Source organism: Agrobacterium tumefaciens (assembly GCF_009649785.1).
Lineage (GTDB): Bacteria > Pseudomonadota > Alphaproteobacteria > Rhizobiales > Rhizobiaceae > Agrobacterium > Agrobacterium tumefaciens.
This window is the reverse complement of the sequence record NZ_WJOK01000011.1, coordinates 47453-62578: the sequence shown is the minus strand read 5'-3', so window position 1 is coordinate 62578 and position 15126 is coordinate 47453. Positions and strand designations below refer to the sequence as shown.

Annotated in this window: 14 protein-coding genes; 7 read left to right on the top strand and 7 right to left on the bottom strand. The window is 57.5% G+C overall.

All coding sequences use genetic code 11. The features are described from left to right. Positions 1-41 precede the first annotated feature (41 nt). The 3 genes from GH784_RS13645 to GH784_RS13635 all read left to right on the top strand — a co-directional run bounded on the left by GH784_RS13645 (position 42) and on the right by GH784_RS13635 (position 2817). Complete coding sequence (locus GH784_RS13645) at positions 42-983, top strand: LysR family transcriptional regulator (protein WP_153793509.1); 942 nt, start codon at positions 42-44, stop codon at positions 981-983. A 168-nt stretch (positions 984-1151) separates the two neighbouring features. Further along, positions 1152-1889 carry an SDR family NAD(P)-dependent oxidoreductase gene (locus tag GH784_RS13640; protein WP_153793508.1) on the top strand — a complete coding sequence of 246 codons (738 nt, stop codon included), beginning with the start codon at positions 1152-1154 and terminating at the stop codon, positions 1887-1889. Positions 1890-2115: 226 nt separating this feature from the next. Further along, positions 2116-2817, top strand: a complete 702-nt coding sequence (locus GH784_RS13635; RefSeq protein ID WP_153793507.1) for an alpha/beta hydrolase — start codon at positions 2116-2118, stop codon at positions 2815-2817. A 515-nt stretch (positions 2818-3332) separates the two neighbouring features. Here the strand turns inward: GH784_RS13635 and GH784_RS13630 are convergent. The 7 genes from GH784_RS13630 to GH784_RS13600 all read right to left on the bottom strand — a co-directional run bounded on the left by GH784_RS13630 (position 3333) and on the right by GH784_RS13600 (position 9676). Then, complete coding sequence (locus GH784_RS13630; protein ID WP_003519315.1) at positions 3333-3608, bottom strand: hypothetical protein; 276 nt, start codon at positions 3606-3608, stop codon at positions 3333-3335. Between the two features lie 70 nt (positions 3609-3678). Beyond that, entirely contained in the window at positions 3679-4059 is a 381-nt protein-coding gene (locus GH784_RS13625; protein WP_003519316.1) for a DUF6481 family protein, read from the bottom strand. 361 nt (positions 4060-4420) lie between these two features. Next, positions 4421-4630 carry a cold-shock protein gene (locus GH784_RS13620; protein WP_003519318.1) on the bottom strand — a complete coding sequence of 70 codons (210 nt, stop codon included), beginning with the start codon at positions 4628-4630 and terminating at the stop codon, positions 4421-4423. A 442-nt stretch (positions 4631-5072) separates the two neighbouring features. Continuing rightward, a complete protein-coding gene (locus tag GH784_RS13615; RefSeq protein WP_153793506.1) occupies positions 5073-6203 on the bottom strand; it encodes an NAD(P)/FAD-dependent oxidoreductase in 1131 nt (376 codons plus the stop codon). Between the two features lie 22 nt (positions 6204-6225). Then, positions 6226-7254: a Gfo/Idh/MocA family protein gene (locus GH784_RS13610; protein ID WP_153793505.1), complete on the bottom strand. Its 1029-nt coding sequence runs from the start codon at positions 7252-7254 to the stop codon at positions 6226-6228. Positions 7255-7273: 19 nt separating this feature from the next. Beyond that, entirely contained in the window at positions 7274-8782 is a 1509-nt protein-coding gene (locus tag GH784_RS27610) for an amino acid ABC transporter permease/ATP-binding protein (RefSeq protein ID WP_013637619.1), read from the bottom strand. Between the two features lie 60 nt (positions 8783-8842). After that, positions 8843-9676, bottom strand: coding sequence for an ABC transporter substrate-binding protein (locus GH784_RS13600; protein WP_025591769.1), 834 nt, complete (start codon positions 9674-9676; stop codon positions 8843-8845). 222 nt (positions 9677-9898) lie between these two features. Here GH784_RS13600 and GH784_RS13595 point away from each other — a divergent pair, with 222 nt between their 5' ends. The 4 genes from GH784_RS13595 (at position 9899) to repC (ending at position 15108) form a co-directional block, all read left to right on the top strand. Next, positions 9899-10966, top strand: a complete 1068-nt coding sequence (locus GH784_RS13595; protein WP_153793504.1) for a LacI family DNA-binding transcriptional regulator — start codon at positions 9899-9901, stop codon at positions 10964-10966. A 419-nt stretch (positions 10967-11385) separates the two neighbouring features. Then, the gene (repA, locus tag GH784_RS13590; RefSeq protein WP_003518687.1) at positions 11386-12669 is read left to right on the top strand and encodes a plasmid partitioning protein RepA; all 1284 of its coding nucleotides are present in this window, start codon (positions 11386-11388) and stop codon (positions 12667-12669) included. Continuing rightward, positions 12666-13691: a plasmid partitioning protein RepB gene (gene repB, locus GH784_RS13585; protein ID WP_153793503.1), complete on the top strand. Its 1026-nt coding sequence runs from the start codon at positions 12666-12668 to the stop codon at positions 13689-13691. The genes repA and repB overlap by 4 nt, the downstream gene beginning before the upstream one ends. A gap of 202 nt (positions 13692-13893) precedes the next feature. Beyond that, complete coding sequence (gene repC, locus GH784_RS13580; RefSeq protein ID WP_153793502.1) at positions 13894-15108, top strand: plasmid replication protein RepC; 1215 nt, start codon at positions 13894-13896, stop codon at positions 15106-15108. Positions 15109-15126 lie beyond the last annotated feature (18 nt).

Genomic DNA, 15126 nt, shown 5'->3' with positions numbered 1-15126 from the left:
GATATAGTCGGTTATCGTAGACCTAATCTGCAGGGCGTTGCATGGACCAGATACTCGCCATACGAACATTCGTTCGCGTCGCCGAAGCCGGATCTTTTACCAAGGCAGCGGACACAATGAATCTCCCACGGTCGTCAGTTAGCAAGCTCGTGCAGGATCTTGAAGCACATCTCGGGACAAAACTCGTTGAGCGGACCACCCGGTCGGTGACAATGACCACGGAAGGTATTGCCTATCACCAGCGCGCCCTTCGCCTGCTTGCGGATCTGGACGACATGGACGGCACCGTCGCTGGCGCCCGCAGCGCGCCCAAAGGAAGGCTTCGGATTGATATTGGTTCTGTCCTGGCGAACCGGAGCCTCATCCCGTCCCTTTGGGACTTCCAGCGCCAGTATCCGCAGATAGACCTGCTTCTCGGCGTCAGTGATCGATCTGTCGACCTTATTGGCGAAGGGATCGATTGCGTCATTCGTGGCGGTTCACTTGGCGATTCATCCCTTAGGGCGAGGAAGCTATGCGAACTCGACTATGTGCTCTGCGCAGCGCCAGTTTATCTCGCCGGAAAAGAACTGCCGATGCATCCAGACGACATTCAGGCGCATCGTGTCGTCAGCTATTTTTCGGCGTCATCCGGTAAACGGTTCCCGCTGCGCTTCCAGCGCGGCAACGAGCAGACCGAGTATATGCCGATGTCAAGCGGCATTTCCCTCAACGAAAGCACGGCGCATTTGAATGCGTTACTAGCCGGGTTGGGTATCGGCCAAAGTTTCGGTTTCCTGGCAAGACCTAATATCGACAAGGGTTTGCTGATCGAACTGCTTCCTGACTGGAAGCCTGAAAACCATGTTCTGCACCTGGTCTATCCCGCTGACAGATTTTCAAACCCGCGGCTGCGGGCATTCTCGGACTGGGCGGCGAAAGTGTTTGAAGGCGTCGACGCAAGGCGCGGCGCGGCGATGGAGACTGTCCATACAGATGGATAATGTCTCCATACGAACTGGCTTCTCCCTGCAGGGCTGAGGAATTACGTTCTGCACATCGGACGGCGACGACAGGCCCAAGGCCGGCGCCACCTCCCGCATAGCTTTAGACCGTCAACAGGCCGCGAATTCGGACTGACCCTTTCGCGCGCCCAGCCTTAGGAGAATAAAATGACCAAGAGACTAGCAAATAAGATTGCAATCGTGACCGGTGCAACGAGCGGCATTGGCCTGTCGACCGCCAGGCTTTTCGCAGCCGAAGGAGCCCGGGTCTACATTACAGGTCGCCGCAAGGACGCTCTGGACGAGGCCGTCGCAGCGATCGGCCACGGCGCCGTCGACATACAGGCGGACTCGGCAAAGAACGACGAACTCGACGACGTCTTCGCCCAGGTGAAGTCGCAACTGGTCGTCAACGCCGGCGGCGGCAGCATGCTTCCCCTCGGCGAAATCACCGAAGAGCAGGTTGACAACACGTTCGCTCGCAATGTGAAGGCGGTCATCTTCACTGTTCAAAAGGCTCTGCCACTGATGGGTCGGGGTTCGTCGATCGTTCTAACGGGTTCGACCGCCGGCACAGAAGGCACGGCCGCATTCTCGGTCTACTCAGCCTCCAAAGCGGCCGTCCGCAACCTCGCCCGCTCCTGGGCTCTCGATCTCAAGGGCACTGGCATACGCGTGAACGTCGTCTCCCCCGGAGCAACGCGCACGCCCGGACTTGTGGAGCTTGCTGGTGATGACAAGGAGCAGCAGCAGGGTCTGATCGACTACCTAGCTTCCCGTATTCCGCTCGGTCGCGTCGGTGAGCCCGACGAAATCGCCAAGGCGACCCTCTTCCTCGCCTCCGACGATGCGAGCTTCGTCAACGGCGCCGAGCTGTTTGCCGATGGTGGCCAAGCCCAGGTCTAAATACTTGGACGGGAGCGGGCCGCGCCCGCTCTTTTTTCCTAGGGCACCAGCGTTCACAGACCCATCAGAATGCACCAATCTGTTTCGATGAAGTCGCTCTGGTTCGAACGGCCTCCAAAAAGCAGCGTTGAATCGCTGACTGGTCAGGACTTCAATGAATGGGATACGTTGGCTTCGTTTATCGCGGAAGAAGATGATAAACTCATTCTGATGATTGAGAGAAAAAATGGAAATTGAATCCAATACCGACATCGTATCCAATGAGTTGGAATCCTTTGCCATTACTCGGGTCGAGGCCAAGAACCCAAAGTGCATTGCTTTGTTCGCAGTCGGTCGTGGCGGTAATCCGTCACGCCACCGTCATTTGCTGCAGACCTTGGCTAACGGGAATTGCACGGTCATCGCACCACACTTCGAAATGCTGACCTCAATCGCGCCGACCAAGGCCGAGTTGGACATGCGCATCCGCAGGCTCGAAGCATCTATCGACGATTGCACCTCCAGCAATCTCCCCATCGTGGGTATCGGGCATTCCATTGGAGCTACGGCCATGCTTGCCCTTCAAGGTGCCGAGGGCGAAACCCTCGATGGGCAGCAACTGATTACAGGCTCCACGCCACGCCTCGAGCGACTGGCAGTCTTCGCTCCGCCAACGGACTTCTTCCGCCGACCAGGTGCGCTTGACCGCATCAAGATGCCGATGAAAATCTGGGTGGGAGCCAAGGACACAATCACGCCCCCGGCCCAGTCTCGTTTTCTCATGGATGTTCTAACCGCCCAGGCATCTGTGGCGCTCCAAGTTGATCCCGATGCCGGCCATTTCACATACATGGACGAATTGCCACCAAATGTCCCGGAACCTCATCCAGATCGACACACTTTTCTCGCTGGCTTGGCCGATGAAGTAACCGCGTTCTTAGTCGCATAGCGGCTAATGCGGTTAGCAGATAACCGTCATGCCGCGACCATGGGACAAGTATTGCTTTTAAAACACCCGGTAGGTCCGCGTGCTGTCAGCGATTTGTCCACGCGCCCTGGCAGACAGCCTTGGACAGGTCGTTGACGCGTCAATCGACGCCAACGTCTTTCCACTTGGTCTACTGGTCGAGGCAAATGGCTCGCTGCGTTGCCTCAATGCTCGCTGATAGTGCGGCGAGTTGCGAGGGCCGGCCATCAGTCGCGCTCAGATACGCATGGGCAAAATGATCGAACAGGCCGTGATTGAATAAACTGTTAGCTCTCACGGAGCCGAGAGCTCGATCCACTGATGTGGAATACCGGGCACGTCAGTTTCAGCTTTAAGGACAGCTCGGCCGCCCTGGCACAGAGAAAGGAGAAAAAGCCAATCCCTCAACCAAACCCTGATCAGAAAATCGTACTCGGAGATGGCGCACTTCTCCTTGGAAATCGGCTCGGTTCCTCGTTGAAACCGATGTCCAGTGGTCAGGCACGGTCGTAAGTGAAGGACGTCAGCAATGTCGTCACGAAGTTGCTCGCCCGTTCCTTTACAAGCACTTCAGTCCACTCGTCGGTTCCTCGAAGTCGAAGATCGGAGTGGATGCTGTCGACCGCAGCTTCTTCAATACGTTTTATATGGGCCTTGAAATTCGCTTCTCCACCGTCATGGTACATGTCGCGAATGACCATGCGCAGGATTTCCTGGATAGCGATTTGCCACGACGTGTTGATTGCCTGGAGCTCGTTATTATCCGGTGCCATGGGGCTGCTTTCGTTAGAGTGTCACCAGCATGACGCCGTCATGTTGTGGGGTCGGCGTGCAAGGGCAAGGTTAGGCTTGTCTTGCCTTCCGGTTAGCGTAGCGCCGGTCGCGTTCAGCCTTTCGCATCGTCTCATCTTCAATGACCCGGGCTATACGTGCCTTTTCGGCACTCTCCCGCGCTTCGATTTCTGCGACTGCGACCGCCTCAATCGCTGCCTGGCGCTCCAAAGCGTCGGTCTCGATACGCTGTTGTTCCTCAAGCTTCGTGCGCTCGCGTTGAAGACGTCGCTCTTCTCGAGCTGTGGCAATGGCTGCTCGTTCTGCCTGTCTTGCCAGCCTGGAAGGTTCTAAAGCAGTCTTTGCCGCGCGGTACGCATTGAGCAGAGCAGCTTTGGCTTCGGTAGATGCGGCGCGACGGTCGGCGACGTCATTGTTTCGGGCGTTCTTCATGGATATCCTGATAATGAGTGGAAGAGAGATCATCGCGTTTTGGCGCGATTTATGACCGGACTGATGGAGCAGTGCCCTGCCTTCTTGGCGAGACGTGCCGCTGGCAGCCATTCGGTCTACGGGGCGTGAGCGCCGTATTCCGACACTACCGCAAGGTTGCTTTTGACAGAAAATAACATCTGGATGCCGGTGAGGCAGATCGTCGTCTGCGAGCCGGATCCATTTTGTTTTTCTGCTCTTGCAATCTCAATTGGTTCGGCTTGAAACCGAAACGAAAAAGGCCAGGCAAAACGCCTGACCTTAATGAAGCAGCTTCCGACAGTGCCAGTACATCCGTGGTCAAAGGGAAGCAAATCTTGATTTATGCGGCCTGCAGATTGGTAGCAGACATCTTGCCCGACTTGTTGTCGCGCTCGAGTTCGAAGCCGATCTTCTGGCCTTCAACGAGCTCGCGCATTCCGGCGCGCTCGACAGCGGAGATATGAACGAACGCATCAGCGCCGCCATTGTCAGGCTGGATGAAGCCGAAGCCTTTAGTGGAATTAAACCATTTTACTGTGCCAGTGGTCATGTTGAACCCTTTCAAAGCATAGAGTGTAGGACCGCGAAGCTGGTGCTGCGCAGCGAGGAAACCGACTATTTTTGAAATGGAAGTTCGCTTAAAGCGCGGTGCCAATCGCGCGGTAGACAAAGCTCGGCAAGCAAAAGATCGATGATTTATGTATAACGGACTGAAGTCGTCGCGTCAACGATTAGTTTTCAAATAATGCAAACTCACCTTTAAATTGTGCGGCGCGCGACGCAGGGTGCCAACTCCTGCCTGCGTAGTGACGGTTTTTCTATGCGTGGCAACGGTCTGATGGTATCTCTGAACCCCAGGTTTTCTCTAGGGTCCGTGCAGCCGACAAGGGCATTGGCCTTATGTGAGAGACCGGGCGGGCGTTTCCATATCAATAAAAAATGCCGGCCGCGGCGGCGACCGGCTCATTTTGGCGATATCTGCCTCACATTGCTCAATTCAAGGGGAAACGCTCAGGTCGGAAGGTTGCGAGCATGGGATGTTCGGTGCCTGTCGCAATCTCGAACGCGAGCAGCTCGCCCACGATGAGGCCGAGTGTAGCACCGCTGTGGCTGAAGGCCACGTAGTAACCGGAAATACCCTTGATGGCTCCAATCACCGGCTCGCCATCGCCGGGGATAGGTTTGCCACCAACGCCGATGGAAGCCACCTCCAGTTTCGGATTGCCTTCCATCACCCGCGCAGCCTCAACCAAAAGCTCTGAAACCACGCTATCGTCGATATCATAGCTGCCGTCTGCGCGCACTGTCACACCCTCATCGGCCGCCCAGTCGGCATCCAGGGAGAATGTGCTGTCCGGCGCCGGGCGAACGGCGACGCGCGGTGTATTGAGAACAGCGCGCAGGGGATGGGCCAGCGGCCTCGTCTGCACGAGAAGGGCGATCGGTGTCCCGTCGGCAATGGTCTGTCCGCTTTCCGCAGCCATCTTCGGGACGGCCGGACCGGTGGCAAGCACGACGGCATCCGCCCGATGGAGAACAGCATTTGCAGTTTGCGCGCCAATGACACGACCACCCTCGATCACCACCCGTGCAGCACCTTGGTCCGTTACCAGAACGCCACCGAGTGCGAAAAACTCCTCAAGCAGCACACCAATCAGCGTCGGCAAATCGACCCAGCCTTCGCCGGGATTGTAGATTGCGCCCTGTCGAGTGATTGCGCCGGCGTCGACACCGGGGACGACGCGGGCGACTTCGGCTGCTGAAAGGCGCTGCGCATCATAGGCAAGCGAAACTTCGTGGCGATAGGCCGCGTCGATCTCGTTTCGCTCGTCATCCGCGTCCCAGGTCAACCCGCCATCAAAGCGAAGCCATTCTGCGCCGGGATTCTGCGCCGCGAGTGTGCGATACCGGTCGATGCCGGCCATACGCAGCCGATGATAGGGCTCAGAGCGCATGCGTGCCGAGTTCAGCCAGGACAGCGAGCGGCCGGAGGCACCATTGGCCGGCGGCCCGTCATTGAGGATCGTCACCTTAATGCCGCGCCGCGCAAGCTGTACACCAGTGGAAACGCCGAAGATACCGGCGCCGATGATGACGGCCGAAGAGATGGTGTTGTCGGTCATGGAATTGGCTTTCAATCAATTGTCATACGGATGGGGGTAAGGCATCGGGGATCTCCCAGCGACCGCTGGCTGCGGAGCGGAACAGCGCGTCAATCGCCGTTATATTCGCGATTGCGTCGCCAAGCCCCGTCTCGAGTGGTCCGCCGGAGAGGACAGCCTCGGCGAATGCATCGGCCTGTTCGCGATACTGGTCGACAGGCCCGATCGCGATCTCCTCGCGGCCGCCGCCGGCAAGATCGCGACCATCATCAAAGACAAGAATGGTCGGCTCATCAGCCGGTGCATTGAAGGGAATGGGGATTTCCAGACGCCCGCGCGTTCCAAGCACCGTGACCTTCTGCGTGAGGCAGAGTTGTGTGGAACAGGTGAAGGCAAGCTGCCTTCCCTCTGGAAACGCCAGCAGCCCGCTCGTCAGCCGGTCCGTGCCGAAGACGGGATCGCGCTCCATGAGCGCGATCGCCCGTACCGGTTCCGCGTCGAACAGGAGCCGCGCCGTGTTGATGGCGTAACAACCAACGTCGAACAGACCGCCGCCGCCAATATCAGCCTGGTTGCGTACATTCCCGGGGTCGTCGAGATAATAGGAAAAGATCGTCTGGATGGCCCTCACCTCGCCGAGGCGCCCCTCGGCAATCAACGCGCGCGCCTTTTTCCATTGCGGATGGTGGCGCATCATGAAGGCTTCTGCGACCGGCAGGCTTGCCGCCTTTTGTGCCGCTGCCAGTTCCCTCGCCTGCTCGGCATCAAGCGCGATCGGTTTCTCGCAGAGTACGGGTTTGCCCTGCGCCAGTGCCTTTATCGTCAGTGGCACGTGCAGATGATTGGGCAAAGGGTTGTAAATTGCGTCTATTTCCGGATCGGCAAGCAGTTCCTCGTAGCTGCCATAGGACTTGGCGATGCCGAAGCGGGCCGCCATCTCCTTCGCCTTCGCGGCATCGCGCGAGGCGACTGCCGCAACGCGCCCCAGGCGGCTGGACTGGATGGCGGGAATGACCGCCTTGGCAGCAATGCCTGCGCAACCGAGCACACCCCATCGTATCGTTTGTGTCATTGGTTTCTCCTCCCGGCGCTCAGAGCACTTCCGCTAGGAAGCGCTGGAGACGCGGGCTTTGCGGGTTGTCGAATATTGCCTCTGGCGTGCCGGCTTCAACGACGCGCCCCTCGTCCATAAAGACGACCTGATCAGCCACCCGGCGGGCAAATCCCATTTCGTGCGTGACGACGACCATGGTCATGCCACGCGTGCCGAGCTCGGCCATGAGGTTGAGCACGCCCTTGACCAATTCCGGATCGAGCGCACTCGTCACCTCGTCGAAGAGGATAACCTCCGGTTCCATGGCAAGCGCACGGGCAATAGCAACGCGCTGCTGCTGCCCGCCGGAAAGACCGCCCGGACGGTGGTGCTGGCGGCTCGCAAGGCCGACATCGGCAAGCCTTGCCTTGGCGATGCGCTCGGCCTCGGCTGCGGGCAGGCCCTTAATCTTCGTAAGCGACAGCATGACGTTTTCCAGTGCCGTGTGGTCGGGAAAGAGGTTGAAATGCTGGAAGACCATGCCGACCCGGCGGCGCAGCGTTTCCGGCTTCATTGCGAGAATGCTTTCGCCATCGATAAGAATATCGCCGCTCTTCGGCTCGACCAGACGGTTGAGCCCACGCAGCAAAGTCGATTTTCCGGATCCGGACGGGCCGATGATGCAGGTGACGCTGCCTGGCTTGACTAAAAGATCGACACCCCTCAGCACATCAAGATCGCCATAGGCCATACCGAGACGGCGCACATCAAGGCTGCCGCCCTTGAACGAGACGCCAGTCGCGCGAGCTGCACTGTCGAGTTCACTGACTTCCTCCAGTCCGCTGGTGATGACGGAGGGGCGCTGCTTGCCAACCCGCAGACGATTGTCGATCGCATTGACGACATGGGTAAGCGGCACGGTAACGACAAGGTAAAACACGCCCGCCAGCAGGAGCGGTGAAAGATTGCCGGTCACCACTGCCTGGTCCTGTCCCACGCGAAAGATCTCACGCTCTGAGGCCAGAAGCCCGAGGAAATAGACCAGGCTCGAATCCTTGACGTTGCCGATGAACTGGTTGACGAGGGCCGGCAGAACGCGGCGCACGCCTTGCGGCACGACGATAAGGCGCATGCCCTGGCCATAGCTCATCGACAATGCCCGGCAGGCCTCCATCTGCCCACGGTCGACGCTCTGGATACCAGAGCGGAAAATCTCGCCGATATAGGCACCGGCAATCAGGCTGAGTGCCAGAATGCCGAGCGGATAAGGCGATGGACCGAAGAGCTCGCGGCCAATGCGGGCAAAACCCTGGCCAATGAGGAGAATTGTGACGATGGCCGGCAGGCCGCGGAAAATATCGGTATAAAGACGAGCGGGAATGCGCAGCCAGGGCGAGCGGGAAATGCCCATGATCGCGAGCATCATGCCGATGGCGACGCCAAGCACAGTCGAGGTCGCAGCCAGGATCAGCGTATTCTTGAGACCAACGGTGATCATGGTCGGCAGCACTTCGGCCATGGCATTCCAGTCGAGAAAGCTACGGCGCAGGTTTTCAAGCCAGTTCATCAGGATATCCCTTGAAAGAAAGGCCGGTCCGACCGGTAAAGGCCGGACCGGAAGGTGGCATCACTGCTTGGGAAGATATGCCTGCGGCATCGGCGTGCCGGGGAACCATTTTTCGTGCAGCTTTTTCCAGGTGCCGTCCTGCATGGCCTCTTTCAGGCCCTTGTTAAGCGCCTCGCGCAATGCATCGTTACCCTTGCGGATGACGAAGCCGGCGGGCGCGTCGAAGCTCGGAATGTTGACTGCGACTTTTAGCGCCGGATAACGGGCGGAATAGTCCTTTGCAGCCTCGAAATCGAGGAAATGTGCATCGACCGTTCCGTTGTTGAGTGCGGAAACGGCAGAATTGTTGTCCGGGAACTTCACGAGATCGGTGCCGGCAAAATTCTTCTCGGCATAGATTTCCTGAAGTGTACCCTGCACCACACCGAGACGCTTGCCTTTGAGACCCGCTGCATCGGTGATGCCTGGCTCCGAAGTGAGTACGCTCAAGAAACCTGCAAGATAACCATCAGAGAAATCAATGGTCTCCTTGCGCTTGGCAGTCGTGCCGATCGCAGCGGCCGCAACATCGAAGCGGCCGTTGGCGACAGAGGGCATCAGGGCCGAGAATTCCTGGCCGGTGAACACCACCTGTTCCTTCTTGAACCCAAGACGTTCGGCTACGTTGAGGAACAACTCTATGTCGAAACCGGTAAAGTTGCCGTCGGCGGTGGTGAAGGCATAAGGCTTGGCATCGCCCATCGTGCCGACACTGATGGTGGCGGGATCGATGAGGCCAAGCGGATTGTCGGCAAGTGCGGGCGTCGCCGCGCCTGCAAGGACACCGAGTGTGATCGCGGCCGTTGTCGCGCGAATTTTTGCGAAGGCGGATGTTAAGGCTTGGGTAAATTGCATTGGTTTCTCCTCTGGTGTCGTTGTCTGCGATAAATTCAAGGCGCACGGGTCCCATCCGGTCGGCGGCATGACGTCACCTACCCGGCCCACGCAGTTCGCATGTCGGAAGTCTTTTTATATTTGAGACCGGTCTCAACTAGAAAGAGACCGGTCTCTTTGGATATTGGCAATTGTTATCTTCGCATTTGCCAGTCGTCAAGTTCTCTTGTAAGGCTACCGCTTATGGACAAGATCCCACCTAAAACTCCTTCCGTGACAGTCGCTGACGTCGCACGCCAAGCCAGCGTCTCAAAGGCAACGGCTGCACGCGTACTGGGTGGCTACGGAACCGTCAGCGACCGGGTGAGAGAGGCGGTCCTGGCAGCGGCTCAGTCCCTCGACTATCGCCCCAATGAGCTTGCTCGCAGCATGACGACAGGTCGTTCAGGCACCATCGGCGTCGTGGTGGGAGATATTGAAAACCCCTTTTTTAGCCTCGCCGTGCGAGGCATCACGGATATTGCCCGGCAGGCAGGCTTCACCGTCATCCTCATTAACTCGGGTGAAGACGTCGTTGCGGAAAGAGCGGCCATCCGCACTCTGCTTGCCAAGCGTGTCGACGGTCTCATCGTCTCGCCGGCCAAGGAAAACGATGTCGAGCATCTGCATGAGGTTATTCGCTCGGGGCTGCCGCTCGCGTTGCTCGATCGTGGAAGCGACACGCTCGATGTCGACACCGTTATTGCCGACGACCGGCATGCCGCCGAGAATATTACACGCCGGCTGATTGCGCTCGGCCACCGCCGCATCGCCTATTTAACCGCCTGCGACACGCCGGATCATCGGTTCCGCAGTGCAGACGACATCAGTACCGGTTCGGTCAGGCGACGCATCGAAGGGTATCTTGGTGCGTGCTGTGAGGCTGGTCTGACCAACATGGAAAGCTGGGTACAGGTCGGTGCCGTCACGCAGCAAGAGACGCATCGCATCGTTACCGAAATGCTCCAGTCGGCGCAGCGTCCGACGGCAATCATTGCATCGGACAGTATAATCGGCCTGGAGGTGTTCAAGGTTCACCGTCAACTGGGGCTTAGCATCCCGGACGACCTGTCGCTGGTATCGTTCCATGATGCGGATTGGACGTCTGTAACAACGCCTCCCGTGACCGTCGTGCGCCAACCCGTCTACGATCTTGGTGCGACGGCGGCCAGGTTGCTGGTCGACCGGCTAAATGGCAAAGGTCAGACGGTCCGCAAGGTCGTTCTGAAAACCGAAATCGTTGAACGTGCCTCCATGCGGGAAGCACTTTGACTCGGTAGACGGTGTTGAAAAGCTGCTTTGATCCCTCCGTCTTTTGTGACGGCCCCTCGCCGATCGATCCGCTGTCACTATTATCGCCAACGTAAAAACGGCGCTGGTCCTCGGTCAGACAAAAACCGGTAGATCGGCTCGCAGCCGGCCCCTTTTAGTATGGCCGAGTGGTTGCCTCTTGAGATCGAATGTCGTTCGATTCGCCATGGGGTAGATTTTTTGCAGTGAAAATCTCGTTTCGACCGACGCTGATGACCTTGATTGCCGAGCAAAAATGCAGTTGCCCCGCAGGGTCAGGATGGCCGAAATATTCTATAAGTATCTGATTGTAATTTATAAAATGGCCGCCTCTATTCCCCTGTCAACCACGGACGTCAATATCCGGTTAACCGTAAATAACTGGACGGCGAAACAGAATCATGTTGTACCTTTGGCGGACGATGGTCGGCAAACCGGCGAATGCCCGCCAAGAGGAAAATATGGCGATAGCAAAACACGCAGAAATGACGAGCGGTCAGAAGGAAGACGCGGGCGCCAAGATCATGCGCCATGCGGGTCTTCTGTCTCAGCAGTTGCAGGACCTTCGCACCCGCATGTATCCTCCGAAGTCGGAGAAAAGCCTGCGGCCGTTCCTCACCAACGAAGTCTCCAAGCTGACCTCAATACCCGATTCTACGCTGAAACTCATGTCGAGCGAAGGCCGTGGACCGATCCCTGGCCGGCTGGAAAATAACCATCGTGTCTATACGCTTGCTCAGATCAATGAATTGCGCGAGCTCTTTGCCGCCCAGAAGCCTTCTGAAGCGCTGAGATTTTCTCCTCGCCGACGCGAGGGCGAGCATCTCCAGGTCGTTGCGATCGCCAACTTTAAGGGCGGCAGTGCCAAGACCACGACCTGCGTCCATCTTGCGCATTATCTCGCCCTGCAGGGCTACCGCGTCCTTGCTCTTGATCTCGATCCGCAGGCATCACTTTCTGCACTGTTCGGCGCGCAACCTGAGTTTGACGTTGGTGCCAACGAAACGATCTACGCTGCTCTTCGCTACGACGACGCCGAGCGCCGGCCAATCCGCGATATCATCCGCAAGACCTATTTCGACGGGATCGATCTGATACCCGGCAACCTCGAAGTGATGGAATATGAGCATGAAACGCCGCGGGTTCTGGCGCAGAAATCGGGCTCGGGAGCGATCTTCTTCGAACGGTTGAAGCTTGCTCTTGCCGAGGTTGATCAGGACTATGACGTCGTCATTCTCGATACTCCGCCGTCTCTCGGGTTTCTGACGCTGAGTGCGATTTATGCTGCGACCAGCATGATTATCACTGTACACCCGGCGATGCTCGATGTCGCATCCATGAGCCAGTTTCTCCTGATGATGGGGGACCTGATAAGCGTGCTCAATGAGAGCGGAGCGCAGCTTGATCAGGATTTCATCCGCTATCTCATTACCCGCCATGATCCCAACGACGCACCACAGTCTCAGGTCGTTGCGTTGATGCGCCATCTCTTCGGAACGGATGTGCTTCTTCCGACGCTGATTGAAAGCACTGCTGTCGAGGCAGCAGGACTTGCAAAGCGCTCGATCTACGAACTCGAAATGGGCCAGATTGGCCGTGACACGCATAAACGCGCACGCGAGGCGGTTGATGCCGTCAACGAAGCGGTCGTGAAACTCATCAACACCAGCTGGGGACGCACATGACCAACAAGTCATCGCGTAAATCCATCGTTGCAAATTTTGGCCTGCTGTCGGCGGAACTTGAAAACCGGCTGGCGACCGATGCTCCTGTCTCCCCGCAGCAACCTGCACCAACTGCCCGTGTCGGTGCCGGCGTGATCGGTGCGGCGCACAGGGCGATCGACGACATCAAATCGGAACGCGACCGCCTCAAGGCGCTTGTTGAATCGGGTGGTGGTGCGATCAGAGAGCTCGACCCGTCAAAGGTCGATCCCTCTCCCTTTCCCGATCGTCTTCCAGATGACGACGCATCGGATTTCGAGTCTTTCAGGAACTCGATAAAGTCCGAGGGTCAGAAGGTCCCGATCCAGGTCCGCAAGTCACCAGCATCGCCCGATCGCTATCAGGTTATCTACGGCCATCGCCGGCTCCAGGCAGCGCGCGATCTTGGAATTGCGGTCAAGGCGATCGAAGTCGAGATTTCCGACGTCGAGCTTGTCATTGCGCAGGGTATTGAAAATGCCGATCGCCAGGATCTGACCTGGATCGAGCGCACCCTGTTTGCCCGCCGTATGGATGATGCCGATGTGAAGCCTCGTGATATCAAGGCGGCATTGTCTATCGACGATCCCGAGCTTGCACGAATGCGAGCGGTTTATCGCGCACTTCCGCTCGATATCGTCGAGACAATTGGTCGGGCAGCCAAGGTCGGTCGTCCAAGGTGGGTGGAGTTTGCAAAGGCTTTCTCCGAACAGCCTGACCTGCATGATGAACTGCGCAGGGTGCTTTCGGCCGCTACGCAAAGACGGCTTGGATCCGATCAAAAGTTTCTGGCCGCCTTTAACGCCCTGAAACCTGCCGCACCGTCGAAGGCCGGCAAGATGATTGCCGGCGCCGCAGGCGAACCACTTGGCAGCTTTTCGCGCACGAACAAGGATATCCGTATTTCGGCGGATACACCGGCCGGAGCAGAATTCCTGCGTTTCATCGAAGCGCAGCTGCCGTCACTGGTTGAGCGGTTCACGCGTGAAAGATCAAAGATTTGAACTGAAGCCGAGAAACAGACTTCGGAACCATTTTAAGTAAGGAAAACGCGCAAAAGAAAAAGGCCCCCGAAACGTTGCCGTCATGGAAGCCCTTCTCGTCGTGTGAGAGCTAGAGAATCGCATTTCCATGAATCCTAGTCAAGAGTCTTTGGCACCGTTTTGGTGAGCGTAATTCTTTTGCCTTTTTGAAGAGGCGAGGGACATGGAAGGTGGACAAGTGACGACGCCGTTTGGGCGGCGGTCGGTAACGCTTGCGCTTGTGAAGCAGCAGATTGCCACGACCAGGATCAAGGAAGGCAAGTCGGCAGACAAATGGAAAGTCTTCCGCGACGCATCGGAGGCGCGAGAGGTGCTTGGTCTGCAGGATCGCAGCCTTGCAGTGCTCGATGCGCTTTTGAGTTTCTATCCTGAAAATGAGCTGCGCCAGGACGCACAGCTTATCGTTTTCCCGTCGAACATCCAGCTGTCAATTCGTGCGCATGGCATTGCGGGCGCTACCCTGCGGCGTCATCTTGCCCTGCTTGTCGATGCAGGACTGATCATCCGCAAGGATAGTGCAAACGGCAAACGCTACGCCCGAAAGGATGGTGAAGGCTCGATCGAGCACGCCTTCGGTTTTGACATATCGCCGCTTCTGATGCGCGCCGAGGAACTGGCATGCCTTGCCCAGCAGGTGGCTGCCGATCGGATCGCGTTCCGCAGGGCAAAGGAGAACCTAACGATCTGCCGGCGGGATATCCGCAAGCTGATTACGGCGGCCGTCGAAGAGGGAGCTGCAGGCGATTGGGACGAGCTGGAAGAGCAATATCTGGCCGCTGTCAGGCGAATTCCTCGAAACCCGACGCTCGACGAACTGAGAGATTTGGGCATCGAGATGGATAATTTGCGGCAGAACATCATCAACCAGTTGAATTCCGATGATTTTTCGTCAGAAATGACCAGCAATGATGCTCAAAATGAGCGTCACATACAGAATTCAAATACGAACCTCCTTAATGAACTTGAACCTAGCTCTGAAAAAGAGCAGGAGGCGAAGCCGAGCCAGAATAAGCAGGCCGAACATGTGCCGATTAAGGCTTTTCCGATTGGTCTCGTCTTGCGCGCCTGCCCCGAGATTTTAAACTACGGTCCTGAAGGCCAGATCAGAAACTGGCGAGAACTCATGACGGCCGCTGTGGTGGTCAGATCGATGCTCGGGGTGAGCCCGTCCGCATATCAAGAGGCCTGTGAGGTGATGGGTCCGGAGAACGCGGCAGTGACGATCGCCTGCATTCTCGAGCGGGGCGGCCACATCAATTCGGCCGGCGGGTATCTCAGAGACCTAACCAATCGGGCCAAGCGAGGTGAGTTTTCGCTGGGGCCGGTGCTGATGGCGCTATTGCGGGCGGCCGGTCATTCGGTGAAGGCAACGGGGTGACGTTGACGTCATGGATGA